We start from the raw sequence: 24,212 nt of genomic DNA on the forward strand, positions 1-24,212 counted from the left end.
GCGAGGTCAAGCTGCCTCGCCCGGCGCTTTGTCCGTGCGGTTTGCTTGTTTTTTCGACCCGTTGTTCAACGCTCCTATCCACAGGCGTGACTATTTCCCATGACACCCTTCGATGTCGACATTCTTATTCCCGTCTGGAACAGGCCGGTTGAAACCCGCAACTGCCTTGTTACCCTGATTGATGCAACCCCTTCCGCCAGGTTCATCCTTATTGACAATGGCAGCGACCGCGAAACCGAGCGGCTTCTGGAGGAGTTTGCCGAGATACTCTGCGAGCGGGCGCTTTTCCTCAAGACCAGCGCCAACCAAGGGTTCGTCAAGGCGGTGAACCGCGGCCTTTCGCAGGTTGAGGCACCCTATGCGGTGGTCGTCCAGAACACGACCCTCGTTGCGGAGGGGTGGCTGGAGCCGATGATTGAGCTGGCCAACTCCCGCTCTGATGCGGGAATCATCGTGCCGCGGCTGGAGCTTGAGGGTGCCCGGGGACGGAGACGGCGGTCCGCCGCCACTTCCGGTACGGTCGCCGAAGCCTCCCATGGGTCCTTCGCGTCCCTTCTTCTCCGAAAAGAGCTTGTGGAGCGCCAGGGGGGCTTTGATGAAGAGCTTGACGGCGGGCTCTGGTGCCTCAAGGATTACTCTCGCCGCGCTTTCAGGAACGGTTTTCTGACGTTTGCCGTCGATGGTGTGCCGGTGACCTATGCCGATGAGGTTGTCTTCGGATCCGTTACCCGCCGGGAGGAAAGAAAGAGGCGCAGTGCCGAAATCTGCGAGACCAGGTGGGGGCGGGAGGATGCCTTCTGCGTCTATTTCCCCAAGGATGCCGAGCCGGAGTCGGTTATTCCAAAACTCGACATCATCAGGGATGGTGCCAGGATGGGATGCCGCTTTACCGTAATTGTCCATCCCAAGGTGCATAAGCTCCTTGCGGAAGCCGGATATGCGGCGCTTCACCGGAATATCGACATGGTGCTTCTCCCCCGCTTTTTCGCGACGGGCGAGATCTCCAAGATTACCGGAAACCTGTTGGCAAGTCGTGGCGATACGGCGATTATCGCCGGTTTTGACGGCTTGTCCATCCCCGGGGTGTCCGGAGCAAAGCCTTTCAACTGGCTAGAAGGCGCGGTCAGGCAGCGCAGAGAGGCTCTTTACCGCTGAAAGCTGGTGACACCTGTTTTAGATTCGGATAGATTGGACAAGTGTGACTATGCCGTTTCAGGAGAATGCGATGATTGAGGAGATTAAGGCCCAGCTCCGTTCGCACCGGGAGTTGATGGAGACCATGGAGCGTGAGCTTGCGCCGGGAATTGCCACCTTTGCCGGGATGCTGGCCAAAGCCCTCGGTGACGGGAAAAAGCTGCTCGTAATGGGCAACGGAGGTTCTGCGGCAGATGCACAGCACTTCGCCGCCGAGATTGTCGGCCGCTTCAAGATGGAGCGCCGGGGGCTGCCGGCAGTGGCCCTGACCACCGATACATCGATTCTTACCGCCATCGGCAACGATTACGGTTTCGACGCCATTTTCCGCCGTCAGGTGGAGGCCCTGGCCGATGAGGGTGACGTGGTGGTGGGCCTCTCCACCAGCGGTTCGTCGAAGAATGTGCACGAAGCGCTTGCGCTCGCCAACGACCGGGGTTGCCTCACCGTCGGGCTCCTGGGGCGCGATGGGGGAACTATCAAGGACCTCGTCGATCTCGACCTCACTGTGCCGAGTTCGGACACCCCCCGCATCCAGGAGGGGCATATCACCATTATTCACATTGTCTGCGATCTGGTGGAAAAGGGGTTGTTTTCATGAAATACCAGCCAATGGATTTCTCCGGAGTGTCTACCTATCCCATCGCCGAGCGAAAGAACAAGGTGAGTATCCGCAACGATTTCGCCGGTGCGGTTAATGCCGGCATGAGCGTTGCCGGCCTGTTGAATGTCCTCCCCCGGCAACTGGGAGCCGAATCACTCATCGGAGTCGCCGATGCCATTGTGGCGGCCCGCTCGAAGGGAAAGCCGGTAATTCTCGCCATGGGCGCCCATGTGATCAAATGCGGTCTCCAGCCGGTTTTGAAAAAGCTCATTGAAGAAGATGTTATTACTGCGGTGGCCCTGAACGGTGCCGGTTCCATCCATGACTACGAATTGTCACTCATCGGAGAGACCAGCGAGGATGTGGGGGCGGTTCTCCACTGCGGCACCTTCGGCATGGCCGAGGAGACCGGGCGGGACATCAACCGCGCCCTGAAGGAGGGGATCGCCAGGGGCATGGGTTACGGCGAGTCGGTGGGCCGGTTCATTATCGAGAATGGAAATCCCTTCAGGGAGTGGAGCCTCATGGCCACGTGCGTGGAGCGGGACATCCCGGTAACGGTCCATGTGGCCATCGGCACCGACATCATACATCAGCACCCTGCCGCTGACGGCGCGGTGATTGGCGAGGCCACCTTCAGGGATTTCAGGCTTTTCACTTCCGAAGTGGCCGATCTGGGCGATGGCGGAGTGTATCTGAATGTGGGGAGTGCCGTGCTGCTCCCAGAAGTTTTTCTCAAGGCGCTGTCCATTGCCCAGAACCTGGGACACCACGTGGATCATTTCTCAACCGCCAACTTCGATATGCAGCAGCACTACCGCCCTCTGCAGAACGTGGTGAAGCGTCCCACGTCCGGGAAGGGGCGGGGTTACACCGTAACCGGCCATCACGAGATCATGATCCCGCTCCTTGCCGCAGCGATTATGGACCGGATGAACTGAAACGCCCGGGCCGGCCTGGAGTCCGCCCGATCAGGGCATCCCGTGCTGATTAGCCCGTAATAGAAGAGAGGCCGTATGGAACGCAAAGAACTCGAGTCGCTTTTCGCCCGTTCCCGTGATGTGGAAGCCCTTGTGATCGGCGACCTGATGCTTGACGAGTACCTCTGGGGGCGGGCCGAGCGAATCTCCCCCGAGGCCCCGGTTCAGGTTCTGGATGTGACCCGCGAGGAGGTCCGCATCGGCGGCGCCGGCAACGTGGCGAACAACCTGGTGGCTCTTGGGTGCCGGGTGAGCGTGGCCAGCGTCGTGGGTGGGGACGACAACGGGACGATACTCCTTCATGCTTTCTCCGGCAAGGGTATCGATGTTTCGGGGATCTTCGAGGACCCGCTGCGAACCACGAGCCGCAAGACGCGGGTAGTGGCGGCCAACCAGCAGATAGTCCGTATCGACAGGGAATCCCGTGATCCCATAGGGGCCGGTTTCGAGGAGAAAATCATCGGTTTCCTCCGGGAGCAGGGGGCACGGTTCAATGTCATCCTCATTTCGGATTATCTCAAGGGAGTTCTCACTCCTACGCTTTTGGCCGCGGTAATCGACTTTGCCCGTGAGCGGAAGATCCCGGTGGTTGTGGACCCCAAGGGGAACGACTACGCCAAGTACCGGGGCGCCACGCTCCTAACTCCGAACCGGAAGGAGGCCGAGACTGCATCGGGCTTTGCCATTCGCGACGAGGAGAGCCTCCGTAAAGCCGGCGCTCGGCTTCTGGAGGAAGCAGACCTTACGGCGCTGGTCATCACGCGGAGCGAGGAGGGGATGTCCCTGTTCCTGCGGGATGGCGGCGTGGTCAATATCCCAACCTTTGCCCGGGAGGTCTTTGATGTTACCGGTGCCGGCGACACTGTTTTGGCCGTGCTAGGGCTTGCCCTTGCCTGCGGCGCGGAATTCGCCGATGCGGCGCGCCTCGCCAACGCGGCGGCCGGGATTGCGGTCGGTAAAGTGGGAACCTCTACGGTGTCGCCTGCCGAGATTGTTGGCTCCATGGGGTTCCAGCATTACGATAGCGATGCCAAGATCAAGAACCTGGACGTCCTGGCAGGGATAATCGAGGCTGAAAAGGGGAGGGGCAAGAGGATTGCCTTCACCAATGGCTGTTTTGACCTCCTCCACGTGGGGCATGTGAAGTACCTGCAGAAGGCCAAGAGCTTCGGGGACATACTGATTCTGGGGCTCAACAGCGATGCTTCGGTGCGCAGGCTCAAGGGGGAGAAGCGGCCGCTCATCGGCGAGGCCGAGCGGGCGCACATTCTGGCGGCCCTGGACTGCATCGACTATGTGGTGATTTTTGACGAGGATACCCCGCTGCGGCTCATCGAAACCCTGAGGCCGGCGGTGCTTGTCAAGGGGGGAGACTACACGCCGGAAGGGGTAGTCGGGAAGGATGTGGTGGAATCCTACGGGGGCAGGGTGGAACTGGTGACCTTCGTGGATGGCCGCTCCACCACGAACATAATCGAGAAGATACTAAATGCCTACGGTGAAGAGTAAGGCCGGGAGAGCCGCCGTATTCCTCGACCGGGACGGCACCATCAACGTGGAGAAGGAGTATCTCCACCGGTCCGAGGAGTTCGAATTCATCCCCGGGGTTCCGGAGGCGATCCGGATACTGAAGGAGGCCGGGTACCTGGTGGTGGTGGTGACGAACCAGTCGGGAGTGGCTCGCGGCTATTACGACGAGGCGGCGGTCCATCGGCTCCACCGCTTTGTGGACCGGGAGCTGGCAACGGTCGGGGCCTCCATCGACGCTTACTACCTCTGCCCACACCACCCCCATCACGGCATCGGTCCGTACCGCACCGAATGCGCGTGCCGCAAGCCGCTCCCCGGCATGCTTCTCGCGGCGGCCGAGGACCTTGGAATAGACCTTTCCCGTTCCTGGATTGTGGGGGATAAGGGGGCGGACGTGGCGGCGGGCCTGGCCGCCGGTTGCCGACCCATCATGGTCAGGACCGGCTACGGTGCCTCCGAGGCCGGCCTCGTGCCGCCCGGTGTAACGGTTTGTGACGACCTCCCGGCGGCAGCCCGGACGATTCTCGCTCATCGGCGGGACTGACGGGCGAAAGCCCGCGCGCAAGGGCGGTAGTTACGGTTTGACGCTTTTCCCGGTGCTGTGCTATAAGCGCTTTTCAGAAGGTTTTTTTTCGATTCAACAAGTTACGGAGTCATAAATGGCCATCAAAAAAGGTATCATCCTTGCGGGGGGGGCCGGCAGCCGACTCTACCCGCTCACGCTTGTCTCCAGCAAACAGTTGCAGCCGGTCTACGACAAGCCGATGATCTACTATCCCCTTGCCACCCTCATGATGGCCGGGATCAGCGATATCCTCATCATCTCCACTCCCCTCGATACCCCCCGCTTCCAGGCGCTCCTGGGGGACGGTTCCCGCTGGGGCATCCGGATCACGTACAAGGTGCAGCCCGAGCCGAAGGGCATCGCCCAGGCATTCCTCGTGGGAGAGGAGTTCATCGCCGGAGACCCGGTCTGTCTCATCCTCGGCGATAACATATTCTATGGCAAGATGGGGCTGGACATGGCCGTGCGGGAGTTTTCCGGCGGGGCGCTCATCTTCGGCTACTATGTCAACGACCCCGAGCGTTACGGTGTCGTGGAGTTCGATGCTGCCGGCAGGGCCGTAGACATCGAGGAGAAGCCGTCAGCGCCCAGGAGCAACTACGCCGTGCCGGGGCTTTACCTTTATGACGGCAAGGTTTCTGAGATCGCACGCAACCTGACCCCCTCTCCGCGGGGAGAGCTGGAGATCACCGACGTGAACCTGGAGTACCTGCGCAGGGGCGAACTTATGGTGGAGAAGTTGGGGCGGGGAATCGCCTGGCTCGACACGGGCACTCACCAGAGCCTTTTGGAAGCATCTCACTTTATCGGAACCCTGGAGGCCCGCCAGGGCCTTAAGATCGCCTGCCTCGAAGAAATTGCCCTGCGTATGGGGTATATCGACTGCCGGAAGATGGCAGAGGTGATAGAGTCTACTCCAAAATCATCGTACCGGGAATATCTGGTCAGGGTTTACAACGAAACCGGGCTGTGCGGCGGGAGGAATGATGCAAAGCTTTCCTGAGTTCAAGAAAGGGAAGATCCACGATGTCGTGGTACGTCCCCTGACTAAATTTCTGGATGAGCGGGGCTGGCTCGCGGAACTGTTCCGCAGCGATGAGGCCGACCCCGCCGTCATGCCGGCTATGGCCTATCTCTCCATGACCCAGCCCGGCGTGGCCCGGGGGCCCCATGAGCATGTGGACCAGACCGACTGGTTCTGCTTTATCGGCCCGTCAAATTTCAAAGTGTATCTCTGGGACAGCCGGCCGGACTCTCCCACCTTCGGTACGAAGCAGGTCATGTATGCCGGCATCGATTCGCCGCTGGCCGTGATTGTGCCGCCGGGCGTAGTTCATGCCTATAAGAATATCGGTGGCGAGAATGGGATTGTGTTCAATGCACCGAACCGCCTCTATGCCGGAGAAGGGAAAAAGTGCCCGGTGGATGAGATTCGGCACGAAGAGGTTGAAGGGTCGCCCTTTGCTCTTGACTGATGCCGTGGTTCCGGCGCCGTCGTCCTGATTGCCCGGACACCGATGAACCATTGAATTATCCATGCCGGCCGAACGTTCCGTGTGCGGTTTACACGGCCAGAATATCACCCCATGCTTGAACTTATCAGGAAATATCGGTTCTATCTGCTAACCGGCGCGGCTTTGTTGGCGGCCCTTGCCTTCTATTCTCTCAGCCTGAGGGATAAGGAGAACGCAAGCGGTTTCGAAATAATGGTTCTTGACGTTTTCTCCCCGGTTTATAACGTTGGAGCCGGAGTCGGCGGGTTTTTCTCCAATGTGTGGAACGATTACATTGATTTGGTCAATGTGCGGGAGGAGAACAAGCAACTGCGCGATGCGGTGAAAGTCCTCAACTCCCGTCTGATAGAGAACGGCGAAGCGCTGCACGAGAATCAGCGCCTGAGGCAACTCCTCGAACTGAAGGCAATCCAGCGCGCTCCTTCTGTCGCAGCCACGGTTATCGGCGAAGACAGTTCTCCCTGGTTCAAGACCCTGGTCATAAACCGGGGTGCCGTGGATGGTCTCCAGGAGGGAATGCCGGTGATGGCGGCCAACGGGGTTGTCGGCCAGGTGGTAAAGGTGGCGGCCGGAAGCTCCCGCGTGCTGCTGCTTACCGATAATGCCAGCGGCATTGCTTCCGTGGTGCAGCGTTCACGGGCTCGCGGGGTGGTGAAAGGGAAGGGGGGCGGGCTCTGCTCACTTGAATTCTCGCTCCGGGAGGAGGATGTGAAGGTCGGTGACGTGGTGGTTACCTCCGGCATCGGCGGCATCTTCCCCAAGGGACTTGTCATCGGCGAGGTGACCATGGTGAGGAAGGGGGAGTACGGCATCTTCCAGACCATCACCATCCGGCCGGCAGTGAATATGGCTAAGCTTGAGGAAGTTCTCGTCATGTTGCAGAAGGCGCCATGATCAAGTTTCTTTGGTATGCCATTCTCGTTTTCGCGGCGCTTGTTCTTCAGGTGACCCTTTTCCCGGCCTATATTGCCGATCCGTTCAAGCCGAATTTTCTCATTATTTTCGTGGTATATATGGGGTTGCGGGAGGGAGCCGCCTGGGGAACGCTTGCCTATGCCCTCGGTCTTGTGCAGGACAGCTTCAGCGGCCTCTATCTCGGATTGAACGGTTTTTCCTATTTAATCATTTTCCTCGGGCTCACCATGGTGGCAGACCGTCTCTTCACGGACCGCCGTTCGTTAATGATTCTCGGCGTCTTTTCCACAACCATCGTTAACGGTTTTCTCAATCTGCTACTGCTGTTTCTTTTTTCCGCGGCCCAAGGCATTTACGCCCCTCTCCTTGAAAGCCTGATTCCCCAGGCGCTTGTGAATGCCCTCGTTGCTTCGGTCATCTTTACCTTCTCGCCTTTGGCGCGTATCGGTGAGACGCGATGAGCGACAAGATCCTGATCAGGCAAACCCACGAGCCTCGCAAACAACGGCAGGTCATTATCCTGTCATGTTTTGTGGCGGCGCTTTTTTTTCTGCTCCTGACACGGTTGTGGTATCTCCAGATCGTTAAAGCGGAGGACTTCCAGAACAAGTCGGAAAGCAATCGTCTGCGTCTGGTTCCGGTAGCGGCTTCCCGAGGAACCATCTTCGACCGCAACGGTGCTGTTCTGGTAAGCAACCGCCCTTCCTTCAGCGTTGCCGTCATTCCCCAGGAGGTGAGGGATAGGGATGCGCTGTTGAACCAGTTGTCTGCGTATCTCGGAATCGACCGCGCCGAGTTGCTGGAAAAATGGGAGAAGGGGAAGGGGCGCGCCCGTTACTATCCAATTGTCCTTGCGTCCGGGATTACCCGCGACCAGCTTGAACTCCTGGAGGAGAAGAGGCTCTGGCTCCCCGGAATCGAGATTGAGGTGAAGCCGGTTCGGCAGTACGAGGTGGGAGAGCTCGCTTCCCATCTGCTGGGCTACATTGGGGAAATCTCCGATGAGGAACTGAAATCTGCGGGGTACGCCGGTTATAATTCCGGCGATTATATCGGTAAAAGCGGCATCGAGAAAAGTTGGGAAGAGTTGCTCCATGGCAAGGATGGCGGAAGGCAGATTGAAGTGGATGCCCGTGGCCGGATTCTGAGAACAATTTCGGAAAATCCGCCCGTAGTCGGTTCGAGCCTTGTTCTGACCATCGATGGCGAACTCCAGAAGAGGGCAGAACAGAGCTTCGGCGAGCAAGCCGGTGCGGCCGTGGTTCTTGACGTGAACACCGGCGAGATCCTGGCGTTCGCCAGTAATCCCGATTTCGATCCCGCGCTCTTTGCCGGGCGGATGCCTCCCGAGAAATGGGCGGAATACCTGGAGGACAAACGCCATCCCCTGGAGAACAAAGCTCTCAAGGGGCAGTATCCGCCAGGTTCCACCTTCAAAATCATAACTGCTCTGGCGGGGCTCGAAGAAGGGATTATCAACGAGCATAGCTCGGTTGTCTGCAAAGGCTCCTATACCCTCGGGGGGAGCAAGTTCGGCTGCTGGGACCGGAAGGGGCACGGTACGGTGAATCTTAAGCGCGCACTGAAGGAGTCGTGCGACGTTTATTTTTACCAGTTGGGCGAAAAGCTCGGAATCGACAAGATTGCTGCCTATTCGAGGGCGTTGTCCCTGGGGGCGCCCATGGGGGTCGGCCTCGATAATGAAAAGGGTGGGCTCATTCCCACTTCGGAGTGGAAGCAGAAGCGGCACAAGAAAAAATGGCTGCCCGGAGACACCCTGCCGGCATCCATTGGCCAGGGATACGTTCTCATGACCCCCATTCAGCTGGCTTCCATGATCGCTTCCGTTGCCACCGACGGGACGGTGTACCGGCCCCATCTCGTCAAACGCATAATCGACCGGGATGGCCGGGTTCTCAAGGAGTTCAAGCCGGAGATACTCAACCGTTCAGGAATCAGTTCCCGGAGTTTCAGGCTGGTTAAGGAGGGGCTTTCCGCCGTGGTAAACGACGCGGGGGGGACCGGCGGCCAGGCGCGGGTTTATAATGTGCGCGTGGCGGGCAAGACCGGTACATCGCAGGTGGTGAAACTCCGCGACAGGAAAGGTGGAATCCCTTATCAGTACCGGGACCATGCATTATTTGTCGCCTTTGCTCCCTACGAAAAGCCCGAGGTTGCCGTGGCGGTCGTGATCGAGCATGGTGAACACGGCGGTTCCGCTGCTGCGCCCATAGCGGGGAGCATTCTCCGCGCCTATTTCGAGGGGAAGGGTATTGTCAGAAACCCCGCAAAGACAGGCCCCAAACAGGCATTGGAAGAGCCGGCCGGTGTGGAATCTCCGGCATCGGGGCCGGACGATGCACAACCGGGACAGGAAGAACAATGATCGATCGCCGGCTTTTTACAAACTTCGACTGGACGCTCCTGGTTCTTGTGTTCCTCATAAGCGCTATCGGGGTAATCAATATCTACAGTGCATCCGCTTCATACAACATTGCGGGGGCACCCTATTACATCAAGCAGTTCTACTGGATAGTTGCCGGCCTTATCCTGGTGCTTCTGGCCTGTAGTCTCGATTACCATTTGCTGGAGGATGTAGCTTACTGGTTCTATGGGATTCTTTGTGTTGTGCTGGTGGTTGTCCTCCTGATGGGGAAAACGTCCATGGGGGCCACCCGCTGGCTTAATCTCGGTTTTTTCAGTATCCAGCCTTCCGAACCGATGAAGGTGGTCATGATTATGACCCTGGCACGGTTTCTTTCCAAATATCCGGCCGTTGACGGCTTTACCCTGAGGGACCTCATATATCCGCTCCTCTTTATAGGGGGGCCTGCAATTCTTATTATGAAGCAGCCGGACCTGGGAACTGCAATCGTTGTCATTCTCATCGCCTGCTCCATGATTGCCTATGTGGGCGTGCGTCTGTCGGCGCTCGTGACCTGCCTGTTGGCGACCATTCCTGCGATATACCTGGGTTGGCACTACTTTTTGCGTGATTATCAGAAAAACAGGGTACTTAACTTCATCAATCCGGAGCGCGACCCTCTTGGAACGGGCTATCACATCATTCAGAGCAAGATAGCAGTCGGTTCCGGGGGGCTATTAGGCAAAGGGTTCACCTTGGGCACCCAGACTCAGCTCCGCTTTCTTCCTGAGCAGCATACTGATTTTGCATTTTCAGTTTTTGCTGAAGAGTGGGGATTCCTTGGGTGCTTGATACTGCTGCTCCTATATCTTTTCCTTATTTTCTGGGGGCTGCATATTGCCGGCAGGTGTAACGACCGCTTCGGCAGTCTTATGGCTGTCGGGGTAACGGCCATGCTTTTCTGGCATACAATCATAAATATCGGCATGGTGATTGGGGTTTTCCCCGTTGTCGGCGTTCCCCTCCCGCTATTTTCCTACGGGGGCACTTCCATGGTTACCTCCATGATAGGAGTGGGGATACTGCTAAACATCAGCATGCGGAGATTTATGTTCTAGCGCTCTTCTCCCGGTATTCTTCCCGGGGGCGGTTCATGCCCCCTTAAATCCCAATCCCTTTAATTCGCCGCACTTTACCACCCATGCTGCAAGCTGTCCAATCGGGCCTTTAGAATAGCCGGGCAGCAGTTTTTGCCGGGGTTATCCGGAGGGTCTTTTTTGGGACCGAAGGTTGCAACTTATACATCATCTTAACAGTCATTAATTGTGGCGCCGGCTGGGACATTTCCGGATGTGTCTTGAAATACAGGGGTCTTTTGATGGAACCGGCCACTTTTTTTTCGGATACGGAGGAATGATAGTAGGTTATTTCACTGGGTGTTCGGTTATTTGACGGCATGATGAGTAAAATTACGTGGCAGCCGAGGATGGTTTCAGGGGTGTGCCGTAAAAAATTCTACGATTCCGGGCCTTTAGATTGATGGTCGATGTTGAAGTGTCAAAATATTAACTTTGCATTCCGTAGTTTTTCATTGCTAATTTGGTTCGTAACGTTAAAATGCTGCTCACAATTGCTTTGCATATCTTCTAACTTGTTGAAATGTTGTTGTTTGCGGTTGGCCGGTTTTAATGTTTAGCGTGGTATAGCCGTTGTGATGCCGGATTCCGTTTGATTATTCCTGGAAGATTTGCCGGGTAGGGAGCAATTGGTGGAGGCCATGAGAGCCGGTATAGTCTGGTTCTCTGTGGTTTTTCCTTTTAGCAGGCGGGAATGTTCCCGAGAATTTTATGAAATGCGATGTGCGGTCTGTACGCAAGGGGTTACCAATCTAACAATGAAGGAGGTGATTAGAAACCAGGGAATTCCCATGCAGCAGTAGTCGGAAGATGAAAGTTATTTATGCGAAAGGAGCAGAAAGGATATGAAAAAGAAGGTTTTGTTGAGCATGTCGCTCGTAGCTGGACTTGTCCTTGGCGTTACCGCCGTTAACTGGGCAAACGTTCCTCCTCCGCCGGTAAACCAGACCCTGGGGATCGCCGATACTAAATTCGGCAATCTGACCATGACTGAATGTAAGCAGTGCCATACGGGTACCGATACCCAGCTTGCCGAAATGCACCACGCGCTGATCAATACCGTAACTCCCGCAGCAAGCTGTATCCGTAATGCCAGTGATCCCGCAACCCTTACTACCGGTTGCCACGTGCTGGTTTCCGATGGCACCGGCGGATTCGTGTTTGACGATTTCCGCGATTGCCTCAAGTGCCACACCTCTTCGCCGCACCACGTTACGACGGCTGCTCTTCAGAGAGACTGCCAGAAGTGCCACGGCAGCCTTATTGATAACCCTCTCGACGGCCACTACATCCCCACCTATGGCATTTCGTCCGTGACCCCGCTGCCGGACGGAAGGACAGTTGCAGTTCCCGGTACCAACGAAACTGCTGTTGTCCAGGGTTGTGAAGCTTGCCACCAGGCCGATGCCACTGCAACGCCGAAGCCGATCTTCAGCAACGCCGATACCCACCACGGAACCGGCATTGGTCAACCTGGCCAGGGTGACTGCACCTGGTGCCACTCTGTGACTTCCTCGATCACTATTCGTCAGTGCGAGGCCTGCCACGGCGTGAAGTCGCTCCACAACATCCAGGCCGACACTCCGGCTGCCGCCAACCTCGGTACGATTGTCCCCGGTTCGGAAGATCTCGGTTATGGCCACATCGGCAACAACTGGGATTGCAACGGCTGCCACTGGTCCTGGTATGGCAACTCTGCACCGTTTACTGCTGCCACTGTTCCGTTCATCAGCGGTCAGAACGTCCTTACGGCCCATGTTGGCCAGGAGACCACTCTTACCCTGAACGGTAATGCTTTCACTAACATCGGTGGCGATGGCTCTACGGTGTATAACCCGACCGTAACCATTTCCGATGGTTCCAACACCATTACCCTCCAGCCCTTCTCGGTTACCGAGAGCGAGATCAAGGTGCTTGTGCCTGCTCTCCTCGAAGGCGTCTATGACGTGAAAGTGGCCAAAGAAGGCGTCCAGAGCAACCTGGCAAAACTGACCGTCGTTCCTGACGTGGTGTGCAAGTCTGCTGTCCTCAGCAAGACCACTCTGACCATCACCGGCCAGAACTTCGGTGCTGTTCCTCCTGCCGATTACAACTCCGGCCTGGGAGTCTTTGTTGGCGATGAAGCTGCCAAAATCCTTTCCTGGAGCAACACTAAGATCGTTGCTTCAAGCAAGAGCTTCAAAGCTGGCGCCCAGGTTGTCGTGAAGACCCTTTATGGGCCGGTTTCCGGTACCATTGCTGCTGTTACCAAGAAGACCCGGTAATCAGAAGGAAATTGCCTGAATCAGGCTGACGCCGTGGGGAGCATCAGAGATGCTCCCCACGGTTCAATCCAGATTTTTCTCCGAATTACCTCCGGCCGCCTCAGCTTTAATAGAATATGAAACGGAACATGAAACGGAAAAGGGTGATCATGGAAAATCCGCGCATCATTTCCTTAATGATACTTCTGCTTCTTGCCACGGTATTACCGGCCAAGGCCGCAGATAGAAAGATGCTGGTCGGTTTCCGCGAACAGCTTAATCTGACCACTCAAGAGAAACAGGAAAAAATTCACCGGGCAGGTGGCCGCATCAAGCGTTCGCACAAATTCGTGAATGTGATTGCCGCCCAGTTGCCTGAAAATGAAATCAAGCGCCTGAAGGACGACCCCTCTGTTGCGTATGTGGAGGAAGATGTCGTCGTCAGGGCTGTTGAACCGATGCAGGCTTTGGGTACCACCTCTCAGGAGTACCTGGATTCCTGGGGAGTCTCGCATATAGGTGCTGATGCAGTTGTCCAGGCGGGCATCAAGGGTTCCGGGATAAAAGTGGCTATCCTCGATACCGGCATCGACTACAACCATCCTGATCTGGCAGCCAATTACATGGGTGGTTACAACTTTGTATATGACAACGACGATCCATTCGATGACTCGATGAATGCTTATATTCCCACCGGACATGGGACTCACGTGGCCGGCATTGTTGGTGCCCTGGACAATGGCACCGGTGTCGTCGGCGTGGCCCCCGGCGTCTCTCTCTATGCTCTCAAGGTGCTCAATGCCGGGCTGGCGGGGGATGTGAGCGATGTCATTGCGGGCATTGAATGGGCGATAAACAATAAAGTGCAGATTATCAGCATGAGTATCGGATCTTCGCTCTTCTCCCAGGCGCTTAAGGATGCCTGTGACAAGGCGGCCCAGGCCGGGATTATTCTCGTGGCGGCTGCGGGCAATTACAATAATTCGTATATCGAATATCCCGCTGCATTTGATTCGGTGATTGCGGTGACGGCAACACGCCCTGACGACACCCGGCCCTTGTATAATTACGGTCCGGAAATGGAGCTTGCCGCTCCTGGCGTCAGCATTAAATCTACCGTGCCCGGTGGCGGTTATGGGTACCTGACAGGCACGTCCCAGGCTGCTCCCCATGTTGCCGGAGTCGCGGCTCTTCTCCTGTCGTCAGGGATAACGGATGACAATGGCAATGGCAGTGTCGCCGATGAGGTTCGTCAGAGGCTTGCCGCAACGGCCAGGGACCTGGGCGATACCGGCCTGGATGTTTACTTCGGTTACGGATTGGTTGATGCCGCGCGCGCAGTCGGGGTTTCTGTTCCATCGGACTCCACTCCGCCGGTTTTTACAAGTACTCCGGTAACCACTGCCAAGGAAGGCACAGCTTACACCTACGCTGCGCTTGCCACTGATGCCGATGGCGACAGCATTACCTACAGCCTTGCGGCTGCCCCTGCGGGTATGGTTATTGATGCAGCCAAAGGGATAGTGAGCTGGACTCCGACGTACAAACAGGCCGGGAGCTATACCGTAACCATCCGTGCTGCCGACGGCAGCGGCCTCTTTGCCGAGCAGACATACTCCCTTACGGTGGCCGATGCGGCAAGGCGCGTCAGGGTTATCCGAACCGGAGGGAAGTTAAGGGGCGACGCGGTTGTTATTCCCCTCGAACAAGGGACATACACGATCAATGTGACCAACGCGGGCCTGAAAAGAATCAGCATCAAGTCGGCCGATGGTATTCGCCCTGAAGAACCTTTAGAATCGTTTCTGTTTCACAGCAGAACGCCACAGGTGATCGAGTTGGACTATGCCACCGATGCGGCAACCTCAATTACCGTGACACCTTACGGAAAACCGGGGGCGTTTGCCGATATCACGGTTTCCCGTAACTCCTGATGATTCACTTCTGCAAGGTGCCGAGAATGAATGCTCTGGTGAAAAATGCCCTGGGGGTAATGACCGTAATTATGGCCGTTTCCCTTATGATCGGGATTGTTACGGCTGAGTCCGGTCCTGAGAAGGCAGGTAAAACCGTTGTCGCCAAGGTCAATGGAACGGACATTTACCTCGATGAACTGGTTCCCATGGTGGAGATGGCCAAAGCCCGCTACAGGAAATCCGGATACAGGGCGTTCACGCCGGATTTTGAGACTAAGATCCTGCGTCAGGAGCTTGATGGCCTGATTGATAAGGAACTCCTCGTGCAGGCGGCAGCGGGGATCCATGAAAAAGAATTTGTAGAAAAGGTTGAACTTCGGATGAAAACGATTACACAGGCGCGGTTTCAAAACGCGACCACTGCTGAAAAGGTCAATCCTGCCTCCTTGAGCCCACAGCATCTGGAAAGCCTGAGAAATGATGCCCTCGTTGAGGAATATCTCGACAAAAGAGGCGTCGCCGGCCTTCAGGTGCCTGAAAATGATGTGCAAGAATTCTACGAGAAGAATAAAAAAAGTTTTACCGAGCCGGAGAAGGTGAAGGCGAGTCATATCCTCATAGGGCTATCGAGGAATGCCAATGGCGATGAGGTTGAAAAAGCCCGGACGAAGGCCCTGCAAATCAGCAATGAGCTGAAAAATGGGGGCGATTTTGCCGAGTTGGCGAAGAAAAACTCGATTTGCGCCACTGCGGCAAACGGCGGCGACCTTGGCTACATCCAGCCGGGTTTCATGCCGAAGGATTTTAACACGGTTGCTTTTGCGCTTAAGCCTGGGGAGACAAGTGAGCCTGTCCGGACTCAACATGGTTTCCATATCATAAGAGTTTATGAAAAACAGCCGGCTCGCGTTCCAGAACTCGCAGAAGTAAAGGATACGATATCGAAATATCTCATCAATGCTTACAAACGGAAAAAGATTGATGAGATCCTTGCGGAGTTGAAGAAGAAGGCACAGATCGAGTCGCACATCAACTGATGTGAGACGGAAATCGTTTGTGTGCCGTGTAATGAGTGAAGCCTCTTTGTTGCCAAGCTCTATGAACATCAGCAGGTTAGGAGTCGAAAGGATGAGAAATTCAGGCAAAGCATTGTCGGTGATTATGCAGGTGCTGGTGGTATTGTTCCTGTGGGTCGCTTCCAGCGAAGCGACCGTCTACACGCTCAATGACCGGGCACTGAACCGGAACACCTCGGCAACCGTGGATGATGCAACCGCATTCACTGGTTTGTACTCATTCAAGGTGGACGGTACGGAGCTCATGTATCAGCAATGGTTCTGGTATCGGGTCGGCGCCACTGGCGGCGAGGCGTCCCTTGAGACATTGGGCGCTCCTACTAGCGTGGTATCCACTGCCACAAGCGTCTCTCTAACCTATACCAAGGCGGGAGAGTTCACAGTTAAGGTCCAGTACCAGTTGACTCCTTATGAATCTGGCTTGTATCGGGCCGACCTCAAAAAGACGGTGACCATAACCAATATCTCCGCTCAGCCTCTTGATTATCACCTTTTTGAATACAGTGACTATGAGATTACCCAGTTGGCCACGCAGGCTGACAAGGTGGAGGTGGTCGGCACCCGCATTTACCAGACCGGCCCCCAGACATATGCGGACGAGGGGATAACCCTTGTGCATGAAGCGACTCCGTCCCCCACAAGTTTCGACTTCGACAATAACCAGATATACCTCTACGCCGAGTTGAAGGATGATGCGCCATCGGACTTCCCATCTCCCCAGACCACCTATACCACTGATGCTGAAGCCGACGACCTGCAGTTCGCCAACCAGTGGGATCTGGCAATCCCAGTCGGCGGATCTAAAACCATCGACATCACCGACAAGGTCTATCCCAACCTGCCCCTTTCGGCCACAAAGACCCACGCCGGTACAACTGTAAATTATCAGGGCAGTGCCGATTACACCATCAGCTATGACAACCTCAAAAGTCTGTATGGTACAACCCTGACCAATGTGAAGATAATTGATTATCTTCCGAAGGATACGGTGTTTACGAGCGCGTCCACGGGTGGGGTCCATGACCCGGTCACCAACACCGTTACCTGGAGTCTGGCAAACATTGCACCTCTGGCGAATACCCAGTCGGTACAGACCTCCGTCACGGTCAATTCGGTAAAAGACATCACCAACGAAGCGCTTCTGGTGAGTGATGAAGCTTTCCCGACTCGAGTTACAGACCTTGCGGTATTGAGCAACCATCCGCCTTCAATTGTCTCTGCAGCTGTCACCAGCGCCTATACCGAAACCCCCTATACATATCAGGTTAAGGCAAGCGATGTTGATGCCGGGACCACTTTTTCATATTCCCTTGCCTCTGCACCAACCGGGATGACGATCAATTCTTCAACTGGGGTAATCAGCTGGACTCCGACCCTTGCTCAAGAGGGCGCTCACCAGGTGAGTGTCATGGTTGCCGACAATGGTTCCCTCAAAGCGACCCAGACTTACACGGTAAACGTTATCAAGCTGAACAGGCCACCGGTGATTACTTCAGTGGCTCCGGCCTATGCCATTGCCGGGCAGCCTTATACTTATACTATTGTGGCAAGTGATCCCGACGGCGATGCTCTGTATTACTACCTGGAATCTTCTTCATTGCCCCAGGGGCTGACCCTTACCGGCAATGTCATAAGCTGGACACCCACTGCAACGCAGCTCGGCACATACAATATTGCTATAAGCGTTGCGGATGCGAAGCTTGCCAAAACCTATCAGTACTTTTCCATTACCGTCACTGCGGAGGGTGCCAACACACCGCCCGTTGTAACCAAGCCGGCTGATCAGACAACTATTGTTGGAAGCGCGGCAAGCCTTCAGATTCAGGCAACCGATGCTGATTCCAATCCGCTTACTTACAGTGCCACCGGCCTCCCTGCGGGCCTTTCCATTAATTCAGCGACAGGTCTTATCAGCGGGACTCTCTTGTCCAGCATTCCGGGGAACTACCTGGTGACGGTAACTGTTACTGACGGCTTTGCACCTGTTGCGGTTAGTTTTACCTGGGTTGTCAAGGATAAGACCACTCCGGTCATCACCTGGAGCACCCCTGCGGCGATTACCTACGGCACTGCGCTCTCCGCTACCCAGCTTAGCGCAACGGCAAATACGGCCGGTACGTTCACCTACACCCCTGCCGCCGGCACGGTCCTTAACGCCGGTACGCAGACTTTGAACGTCACCTTTACCCCAAACGATACGGCTACGTACAATACGGTTACCAAGAGCATTGCCATAACGGTGAACAAAGCCACGGCTTACCTTGTTCTGTCTGGGCTCAATCAGACATATACCGGCACTTCCAAGACGGTTACCGCCACAACCAGCCCTGTCGGGTTAGGTTACGGCGTAACCTATAATGGCAGCGCCACCGCCCCGAGCGCCGCGGGAAGCTATGCCGTAGTAGCCACCGTAACCGATGCCAACTACACGGGCAGCGCCACGGGAACCCTGGTAATCGCCAAGGCAACTCCGGCTATCACCTGGGCAACGCCGACTGCAGTGTATGTGGGCACGGCCCTGAGCAATACCCAACTGAACGCCACGGCCAACGTGAACGGCACCTTCACCTACACCCCCGCCGTCGGCACGGTAATGAACACCGTCGGGACCCAGATGCTGTCCGCCTCCTTTGCCCCGACCGACAGCACCAACTACAACACCGCCACCGCCAGCGTAAGCCTCAGCGTAGTCGCCAAGCAGGTACCCGTGATTACATGGAGCAATCCTGCGGCGATCACCTATGGCACTGCGCTTTCCGCTACCCAGCTCAGTGCAACGGCAAACACGGCCGGTACCTTCACGTACACTCCCGCTGTGGGTACCGTTCTCAATGCCGGAACGCAGACCCTGTCGGTAGTATTTACTCCTACCGATGGTAATACTTACACCACTGCCACCAAAAGTGTAACCCTCACGGTGAACAAGGCAGCGGCCACCGTCACTCTTTCCGGCCTGACCGCCACCTATGACGGCAGCGCCAAGGCCGTCACCGCCACCACGAACCCTGTCGGCAAGAGCGTCGCCATCACCTACGGGGGCAGCGCCACCGCACCGAGCGCGGCCGGGAGCTATGCCGTCGTAGCCACCGTAACCGATCCCAACTACAGCGGCAGCGCCACGGGAACCCTGGTAATCGCCAAGGCGACACCGGCCATCACCTGGGCAACACCGACCGCAGTGTATGTGGGCACGGCACTGAGCAACACCCAACTTAATGCCACCGCCAACGTGAACGGTACGTTCACCTACACCCCCGCCGCCGGGACGGTAATGAACACCGCCGGGGCCCAGACGCTGTCCGCCGCATTCACCCCTGCCGATACCGCTAACTACAACAACGCATCGGTCACCGTGAGCCTCAGCGTAGTCGCCAAGCAGGTCCCCGTGATTACCTGGAGCAATCCTGCGGCGATCACCTACGGCACCGCGCTTTCCGCCACGCAACTTAAGGCAACGGCAAACACGGCCGGTACTTTCACGTATACTCCCGCCGCCGGTACCGTTCTCAATGCCGGAACGCAGACCCTGTCGGTAGTATTCACTCCGACCGATGGCACAACTTACACTACCGCCACAAAGAGCGTCAGCATAACGGTTAACCCTGCCACTGCCACGGTAAGCCTTTCCGGGCTGAGCGTTACCTATGACGGCAGCGCCAAGGCCGTCACCGCCACCACGAACCCTGTCGGCAAGAGCGTCGCCATTACCTATGGGGGCAGCGCCACCGCACCGAGCGCGGCCGGGAGCTATGCCGTCGTAGCCACCGTAACCGATCCCAACTACAGCGGCAGCGCCACGGGAACCCTGGTAATCGCCAAGGCAACCCCGGCCATCACCTGGGCAACACCGACCGCAGTGTATGTGGGCACGGCACTGAGCAGCACCCAACTTAATGCCACCGCCAACGTGAACGGCACCTTTGCCTACACCCCCGCCGCCGGGACCGTCCTGAACACCGCCGGGACCCAGACACTTGCCGCCGTCTTCACTCCGGCCGACACCGCCAACTACAACAATGCATCGGCCACCGTGAGCTTGATGGTAACCGATAAGCAGGTACCGGTCATCACCTGGAGCAACCCTGCGGCGATCACCTACGGCACCGCGCTTTCCGCCATGCAACTGAACGCCAAAGCTGACGTAGCCGGTACCTTCACCTACAGCCCAGCCTTGGGTACCGTCCTTGACGCCGGTACACAGACGCTGAACGTCACGTTTACCCCCAATGACACCACGACCTACACCACTGCCACCAAGAGTGTGACCCTCACGGTGAACAAGGCTGCTGCCACCGTCACTCTTTCCGGCCTGAGCGCCATCTATGACGGCACTGCTAAAGCAGCTGCCGCCACCACCACTCCGGGTGGTCTTGCTGTTACCATAGCCTACACCAGCGGTAAGGCCGCGGTGACTGCGCCGACCACAGCTGGCAGCTATGGCGTAACGGCCACAATTAACGATCCCAACTACACAGGCAGCGCGACCGGGACCCTTGTGATTGCCAAGGCGACCCCCGTCATCACCTGGGCGGCGCCGTCCGCAGTGTATGTGGGCACGGCTTTGGGCAACACCCAACTGAATGCTACCGCTGACGTGAACGGTACCTTCACCTACACCCCTGCCGCCGGGACGGTAATGAACACCGCCGGCACCCAGACGCTGTCCGCCTCCTTCGCTCCGACTGACGGTACCAACTACAACACCGCCACTGCCAGCGTGAGCCTGACGGTGAGCGCCAAGCAGGTGCCGGTCATCACCTGGAGTAACCCTGCGGCGATTACCTACGGCACCGCGCTTTCCGCCACGCAACTCGACGCCAAAGCGGACGTAGCCGGTAACTTCACCTACAGCCCAGCCGTCGGCACCGTCCTCAACGCCGGCACGCAGAACCTGAGTGTCACCTTCACGCCGACCGACACCACGACCTATGCCACGGTCACCAAGACCGTTACCCTTACGGTCAACAAGTCGACCCCCGTCATCACCTGGGCAACGCCGACCGCAGTGTATGTGGGTACGGCACTGAGCACGACCCAACTGAATGCCACGGCCAACGTGGATGGCACCTTTGCCTACACCCCCGCCGCCGGGACCGTCCTGGACATTGCGGGAACCCAGACACTCGCCGCCGTCTTTACCCCGGCCGATAGCGCCAACTACAATAACGCCACGGCCAGCGTGAGCCTCTCGATCACCGATAAGCAGGTACCGGTCATCACCTGGAGCAACCCTGCGGCGATCACCTACGGCACCGCGCTTTCCGCCACGCAACTGAACGCCAAAGCGGACGTCGCCGGTACCTTCACCTACAGCCCGGCCTTGGGTACCGTCCTTGACGCCGGTACACAGACGCTAAGCGTTACGTTTACCCCCAATGACACCGCGACCTACACCACGGCCACCAAGACCGTCAGCATAACGGTTAACCCTGCTACAGTCACGGTAAGCCTGGTCGGTCTGACTGCCACCTATGACGGCAGCGCCAAGGCCGTCACCGCCACCACCAACCCATCCGGCAAGACTGTCGCCATCACCTATGATGGCAGCGCCACCGCTCCGAGCACGGCCGGGAGCTACGCCGTCGTAGCCACCGTAACCGATTCCAACTACAGCGGCAGCGCCACGGGAACCCTTGTGATTACCAAGGCGACCCCTGTCATCACCTGGGCGGCGCCGTCCGCAGTGTATGAGGGCACGGCACTGAGCAGCACCCAACTGAACGCCACGGCCAATATTGACGGCACCTTCGCCTACACCCCTGCATCAGGAACCGTTCTGAATGTAGCGGGGAACCAGACACTTACCGCAGCTTTTACCCCGACCGACGCGGCTAACTATGAGACAGCCACAGCGAGCGTCAGCTTGACTGTTACTGCCGTTGCTAAAACTACGCCGGTCATCACCTGGGAAACGCCGGCGGCGATTACTTACGGCACGGTCCTTTCCGCAATTCAACAAAACGCCAAAGCGGACGTGGCAGGCAGCTTCACATATACCCCTGCTGCCGGCACCGTCCTTAACGCCGGGCAGCAGACCCTTAACGTTACCTTTACCCCGGCTGACACAACACTCTACAATTCGTCAACCGCTTCAGTTCTGCTGACGGTGAACAAGGCGACCTCTTCCGTTACTTTGGGCGGCCTGAGCCAGATTTACAGCGGCACTGCGAAGAGCGCCACCGCTACAACCTCCCCGGCAGGGCTTGCAGTCGGCTTCACCTACAACGGCAGCAACGCCGCACCGGCCGCCGCAGGAAGTTACACCGTCGTTGCCACGGTAAACGATGCCAACTACACAGGCAGCGCAACCGGCACGATGACCATCGGCAAAGCGACGCCGACCATTGTTTGGGCGACGCCGGCCCCGGTTGCCGTCGGAACGGCTCTTTCCTCGACCCAGCTTAATGCCGCTGCCAACGTTGCCGGTACCTTCGGCTATACTCCTGCGGCCGGCACCGTCATGAATGTTGAGGGAAGCCAGGCACTGTCCGCTGATTTCATCCCTGCCGATACTGACAATTACAACAATGCGACGGCAAGCGTAATCCTTACGGTTGTTGCCGCCAATACCAACCAGGCTCCCGTAATAACCTCGCAAGCAGTAACCACTGCGTACAAGGACGGGTACTACTACTATCAAGTGGTGGCATCCGATCCCGATGGCGATGCGGTTACCTATTCATTGACCACCCGCCCGTCGGGCATGACCATCAACGGAACGACCGGTCTCATCTACTGGAGTCCGAAAGATACCGGCACCTATTCAGTAACGGTGAAAGTGACGGATCCCTCCGGACTTTCAGCAAGCCAGAGCTTCAGGATTTCCGTTGTTTCCCGACCCTCCAACAGCGCCCCGAAGATTACTTCCATGGCTGTGACGCGGGCAACGGTCGGCATGCTGTACAACTATGATGTGGAAGCAACCGATCCCAATGGCGACACCGTGTATTACCGGCTGGCATCGGCTCAGTCAGGGATGACCATTGACGCCGTAACCGGTCTGATCAGCTGGACGCCGTCCTCGTCCCAGATCGGCTCCAAATATGTCAAGGTAGAGGCGGTCGATAACAAGGGCGGTAAAACTTCCCAAAGCTTTTATATTACGGTGTCGCCGTCAGCCGATGCCGATAATCCCCCGGCAATCAACTCGACTCCGGTAATAATTGCTGCCGTGGGAAGCCCTTATTCCTATGATGTCAATGCTACTGACGCTGACGGTGATGTTATAACCTACAGCCTTACCGATTCACCGGCAGGGATGATAATCAATGCAACAACCGGCGTAATCACCTGGACCCCATCGGCTGACCAGGCAGGCACCCGGAATGTTGTGGTAAACGCAACTGCCGGTGGTCAAACCGCAACACAGGCATTTACCATTGCCGTCAGTGGCCAGGCGGCCAACCAGGCTCCCGTGATAACCTCGCAAGCAATGACCACTGCGTACAAGGATGGGTATTACTACTACCAGGTGCTGGCTTCCGATCCCGATGGCGATGCGGTCACCTATTCCTTGACCAACCGTCCGTCGGGCATGACGATCAACGGGACAACGGGTCTCATCTACTGGCATCCGCAGGATACCGGCACCTATTCGGTAACGGTGAAAGTGACGGACCCCGCGGGACTTTCAGCAAGCCAGAGCTTCAGGATTTCCGTTGTTTCCCGGCCGTCCAACAGTTCTCCGAAGATTACTTCTACGGCGGTAACGCGGGCAACGGTCGGCGTTCTGTACAACTATGATGTGGAAGCAACCGATCCCAATGGCGATGCCGTGTATTTCAGGCTTGCGTCAGCACAATCGGGAATGACCATCGATGCTATTTCCGGTCTGATCATCTGGACGCCGTCCTCATCCCAGACCGGATCCAAATATGTCAAGGTCGAGGCTTTTGACAGCAAGGGTGGTAAAACTTCCCAAAGTTTTTATATTACGGTGTTGTCGGCAGATGGGACCATAAACGGATCGTCCGGCAATTCCTGTGACGTGAACGGCGATGGCTCCATAACTGCTGATGATATACGGATGATCGTCGAGGGGAGGGGCAGCAACAATCTTGCCCTCGATGTGAACGGCGATGGTGAAGTTACACTGCTGGACTCCCGAGCCTGTGCGATTCAGATGCAATAAGTTGTCAGGCATATACGCATAAAAATACTGAATCTACTTTGAT

At 56.8% G+C, this 24,212-nt stretch carries 15 protein-coding genes; all 15 read left to right on the forward strand.

All coding sequences use genetic code 11. The annotated features are described in order from the left end of the window. Positions 1–99 precede the first annotated feature (99 nt). A complete protein-coding gene (locus JZM60_RS10595; protein WP_207162413.1) occupies positions 100–1,155 on the forward strand; it encodes a glycosyltransferase family 2 protein in 1,056 nt (351 codons plus the stop codon). Between the two features lie 70 nt (positions 1,156–1,225). After that, positions 1,226–1,795: a D-sedoheptulose 7-phosphate isomerase gene (locus JZM60_RS10600; RefSeq protein WP_207162414.1), complete on the forward strand. Its 570-nt coding sequence runs from the start codon at positions 1,226–1,228 to the stop codon at positions 1,793–1,795. Beyond that, on the forward strand, positions 1,792–2,739 hold the full coding sequence (locus JZM60_RS10605) for a GSU2086 family protein (protein WP_207162415.1): 948 nt from the start codon (positions 1,792–1,794) through the stop codon (positions 2,737–2,739). Before JZM60_RS10600 ends, JZM60_RS10605 begins: the two co-directional genes overlap by 4 nt. Before the next feature lie 75 nt (positions 2,740–2,814). Next, positions 2,815–4,287, forward strand: coding sequence for a D-glycero-beta-D-manno-heptose-7-phosphate kinase (gene rfaE1, locus JZM60_RS10610; protein ID WP_207162420.1), 1,473 nt, complete (start codon positions 2,815–2,817; stop codon positions 4,285–4,287). After that, entirely contained in the window at positions 4,268–4,852 is a 585-nt protein-coding gene (gene gmhB / locus JZM60_RS10615; protein ID WP_207162423.1) for a D-glycero-beta-D-manno-heptose 1,7-bisphosphate 7-phosphatase, read from the forward strand. Before rfaE1 ends, gmhB begins: the two co-directional genes overlap by 20 nt. Before the next feature lie 115 nt (positions 4,853–4,967). Then, positions 4,968–5,876: a glucose-1-phosphate thymidylyltransferase RfbA gene (gene rfbA / locus JZM60_RS10620; protein WP_207162426.1), complete on the forward strand. Its 909-nt coding sequence runs from the start codon at positions 4,968–4,970 to the stop codon at positions 5,874–5,876. Then, on the forward strand, positions 5,860–6,348 hold the full coding sequence (locus tag JZM60_RS10625) for a dTDP-4-dehydrorhamnose 3,5-epimerase family protein (RefSeq protein WP_207162429.1): 489 nt from the start codon (positions 5,860–5,862) through the stop codon (positions 6,346–6,348). The genes rfbA and JZM60_RS10625 overlap by 17 nt, the downstream gene beginning before the upstream one ends. A 111-nt stretch (positions 6,349–6,459) precedes the next feature. Further along, positions 6,460–7,281 carry a rod shape-determining protein MreC gene (gene mreC / locus JZM60_RS10630; protein ID WP_207162432.1) on the forward strand — a complete coding sequence of 274 codons (822 nt, stop codon included), beginning with the start codon at positions 6,460–6,462 and terminating at the stop codon, positions 7,279–7,281. Continuing rightward, the gene (gene mreD, locus JZM60_RS10635) at positions 7,278–7,763 is read left to right on the forward strand and encodes a rod shape-determining protein MreD (protein WP_207162436.1); all 486 of its coding nucleotides are present in this window, start codon (positions 7,278–7,280) and stop codon (positions 7,761–7,763) included. Before mreC ends, mreD begins: the two co-directional genes overlap by 4 nt. Further along, positions 7,760–9,688 carry a penicillin-binding protein 2 gene (gene mrdA, locus JZM60_RS10640; protein ID WP_207162438.1) on the forward strand — a complete coding sequence of 643 codons (1,929 nt, stop codon included), beginning with the start codon at positions 7,760–7,762 and terminating at the stop codon, positions 9,686–9,688. The genes mreD and mrdA overlap by 4 nt, the downstream gene beginning before the upstream one ends. After that, on the forward strand, positions 9,685–10,785 hold the full coding sequence (gene rodA, locus JZM60_RS10645; RefSeq protein WP_207162440.1) for a rod shape-determining protein RodA: 1,101 nt from the start codon (positions 9,685–9,687) through the stop codon (positions 10,783–10,785). The genes mrdA and rodA overlap by 4 nt, the downstream gene beginning before the upstream one ends. Positions 10,786–11,648: 863 nt before the next feature. After that, positions 11,649–13,067: an IPT/TIG domain-containing protein gene (locus JZM60_RS10650; RefSeq protein ID WP_207162441.1), complete on the forward strand. Its 1,419-nt coding sequence runs from the start codon at positions 11,649–11,651 to the stop codon at positions 13,065–13,067. A 176-nt stretch (positions 13,068–13,243) separates the two neighbouring features. After that, entirely contained in the window at positions 13,244–14,980 is a 1,737-nt protein-coding gene (locus JZM60_RS10655; RefSeq protein ID WP_207162442.1) for a S8 family serine peptidase, read from the forward strand. Beyond that, positions 14,980–15,999 (forward strand): peptidylprolyl isomerase, encoded by a 1,020-nt coding sequence (locus JZM60_RS10660; protein ID WP_207162443.1) that lies wholly within the window; start codon positions 14,980–14,982, stop codon positions 15,997–15,999. Before JZM60_RS10655 ends, JZM60_RS10660 begins: the two co-directional genes overlap by 1 nt. A 91-nt stretch (positions 16,000–16,090) precedes the next feature. Next, positions 16,091–24,169, forward strand: a complete 8,079-nt coding sequence (locus tag JZM60_RS10665) for an MBG domain-containing protein (RefSeq protein ID WP_207162444.1) — start codon at positions 16,091–16,093, stop codon at positions 24,167–24,169. Positions 24,170–24,212: the final 43 nt, after the last annotated feature.

It is taken from the genome of Geobacter benzoatilyticus, from assembly GCF_017338855.1.
Classification (GTDB): Bacteria; Desulfobacterota; Desulfuromonadia; order Geobacterales; family Geobacteraceae; genus Geobacter; species Geobacter benzoatilyticus.

Excerpts from the sequence above, each read along its gene's own strand:
- JZM60_RS10595 (WP_207162413.1), top strand. The coding sequence starts at position 100 with ATGACACCCTTCGATGTCGACATTCTTATTCCCGTCTGGAACAGGCCG.
- JZM60_RS10600 (WP_207162414.1), top strand. The coding sequence starts at position 1,226 with ATGATTGAGGAGATTAAGGCCCAGCTCCGTTCGCACCGGGAGTTGATG.
- JZM60_RS10605 (WP_207162415.1), top strand. The coding sequence starts at position 1,792 with ATGAAATACCAGCCAATGGATTTCTCCGGAGTGTCTACCTATCCCATC.
- rfaE1 (WP_207162420.1), top strand. The coding sequence starts at position 2,815 with ATGGAACGCAAAGAACTCGAGTCGCTTTTCGCCCGTTCCCGTGATGTG.
- gmhB (WP_207162423.1), top strand. The coding sequence starts at position 4,268 with ATGCCTACGGTGAAGAGTAAGGCCGGGAGAGCCGCCGTATTCCTCGAC.
- rfbA (WP_207162426.1), top strand. The coding sequence starts at position 4,968 with ATGGCCATCAAAAAAGGTATCATCCTTGCGGGGGGGGCCGGCAGCCGA.
- JZM60_RS10625 (WP_207162429.1), top strand. The coding sequence starts at position 5,860 with ATGCAAAGCTTTCCTGAGTTCAAGAAAGGGAAGATCCACGATGTCGTG.
- mreC (WP_207162432.1), top strand. The coding sequence starts at position 6,460 with ATGCTTGAACTTATCAGGAAATATCGGTTCTATCTGCTAACCGGCGCG.
- mreD (WP_207162436.1), top strand. The coding sequence starts at position 7,278 with ATGATCAAGTTTCTTTGGTATGCCATTCTCGTTTTCGCGGCGCTTGTT.
- mrdA (WP_207162438.1), top strand. The coding sequence starts at position 7,760 with ATGAGCGACAAGATCCTGATCAGGCAAACCCACGAGCCTCGCAAACAA.
- rodA (WP_207162440.1), top strand. The coding sequence starts at position 9,685 with ATGATCGATCGCCGGCTTTTTACAAACTTCGACTGGACGCTCCTGGTT.
- JZM60_RS10650 (WP_207162441.1), top strand. The coding sequence starts at position 11,649 with ATGAAAAAGAAGGTTTTGTTGAGCATGTCGCTCGTAGCTGGACTTGTC.
- JZM60_RS10655 (WP_207162442.1), top strand. The coding sequence starts at position 13,244 with ATGATACTTCTGCTTCTTGCCACGGTATTACCGGCCAAGGCCGCAGAT.
- JZM60_RS10660 (WP_207162443.1), top strand. The coding sequence starts at position 14,980 with ATGATTCACTTCTGCAAGGTGCCGAGAATGAATGCTCTGGTGAAAAAT.
- JZM60_RS10665 (WP_207162444.1), top strand. The coding sequence starts at position 16,091 with ATGAGAAATTCAGGCAAAGCATTGTCGGTGATTATGCAGGTGCTGGTG.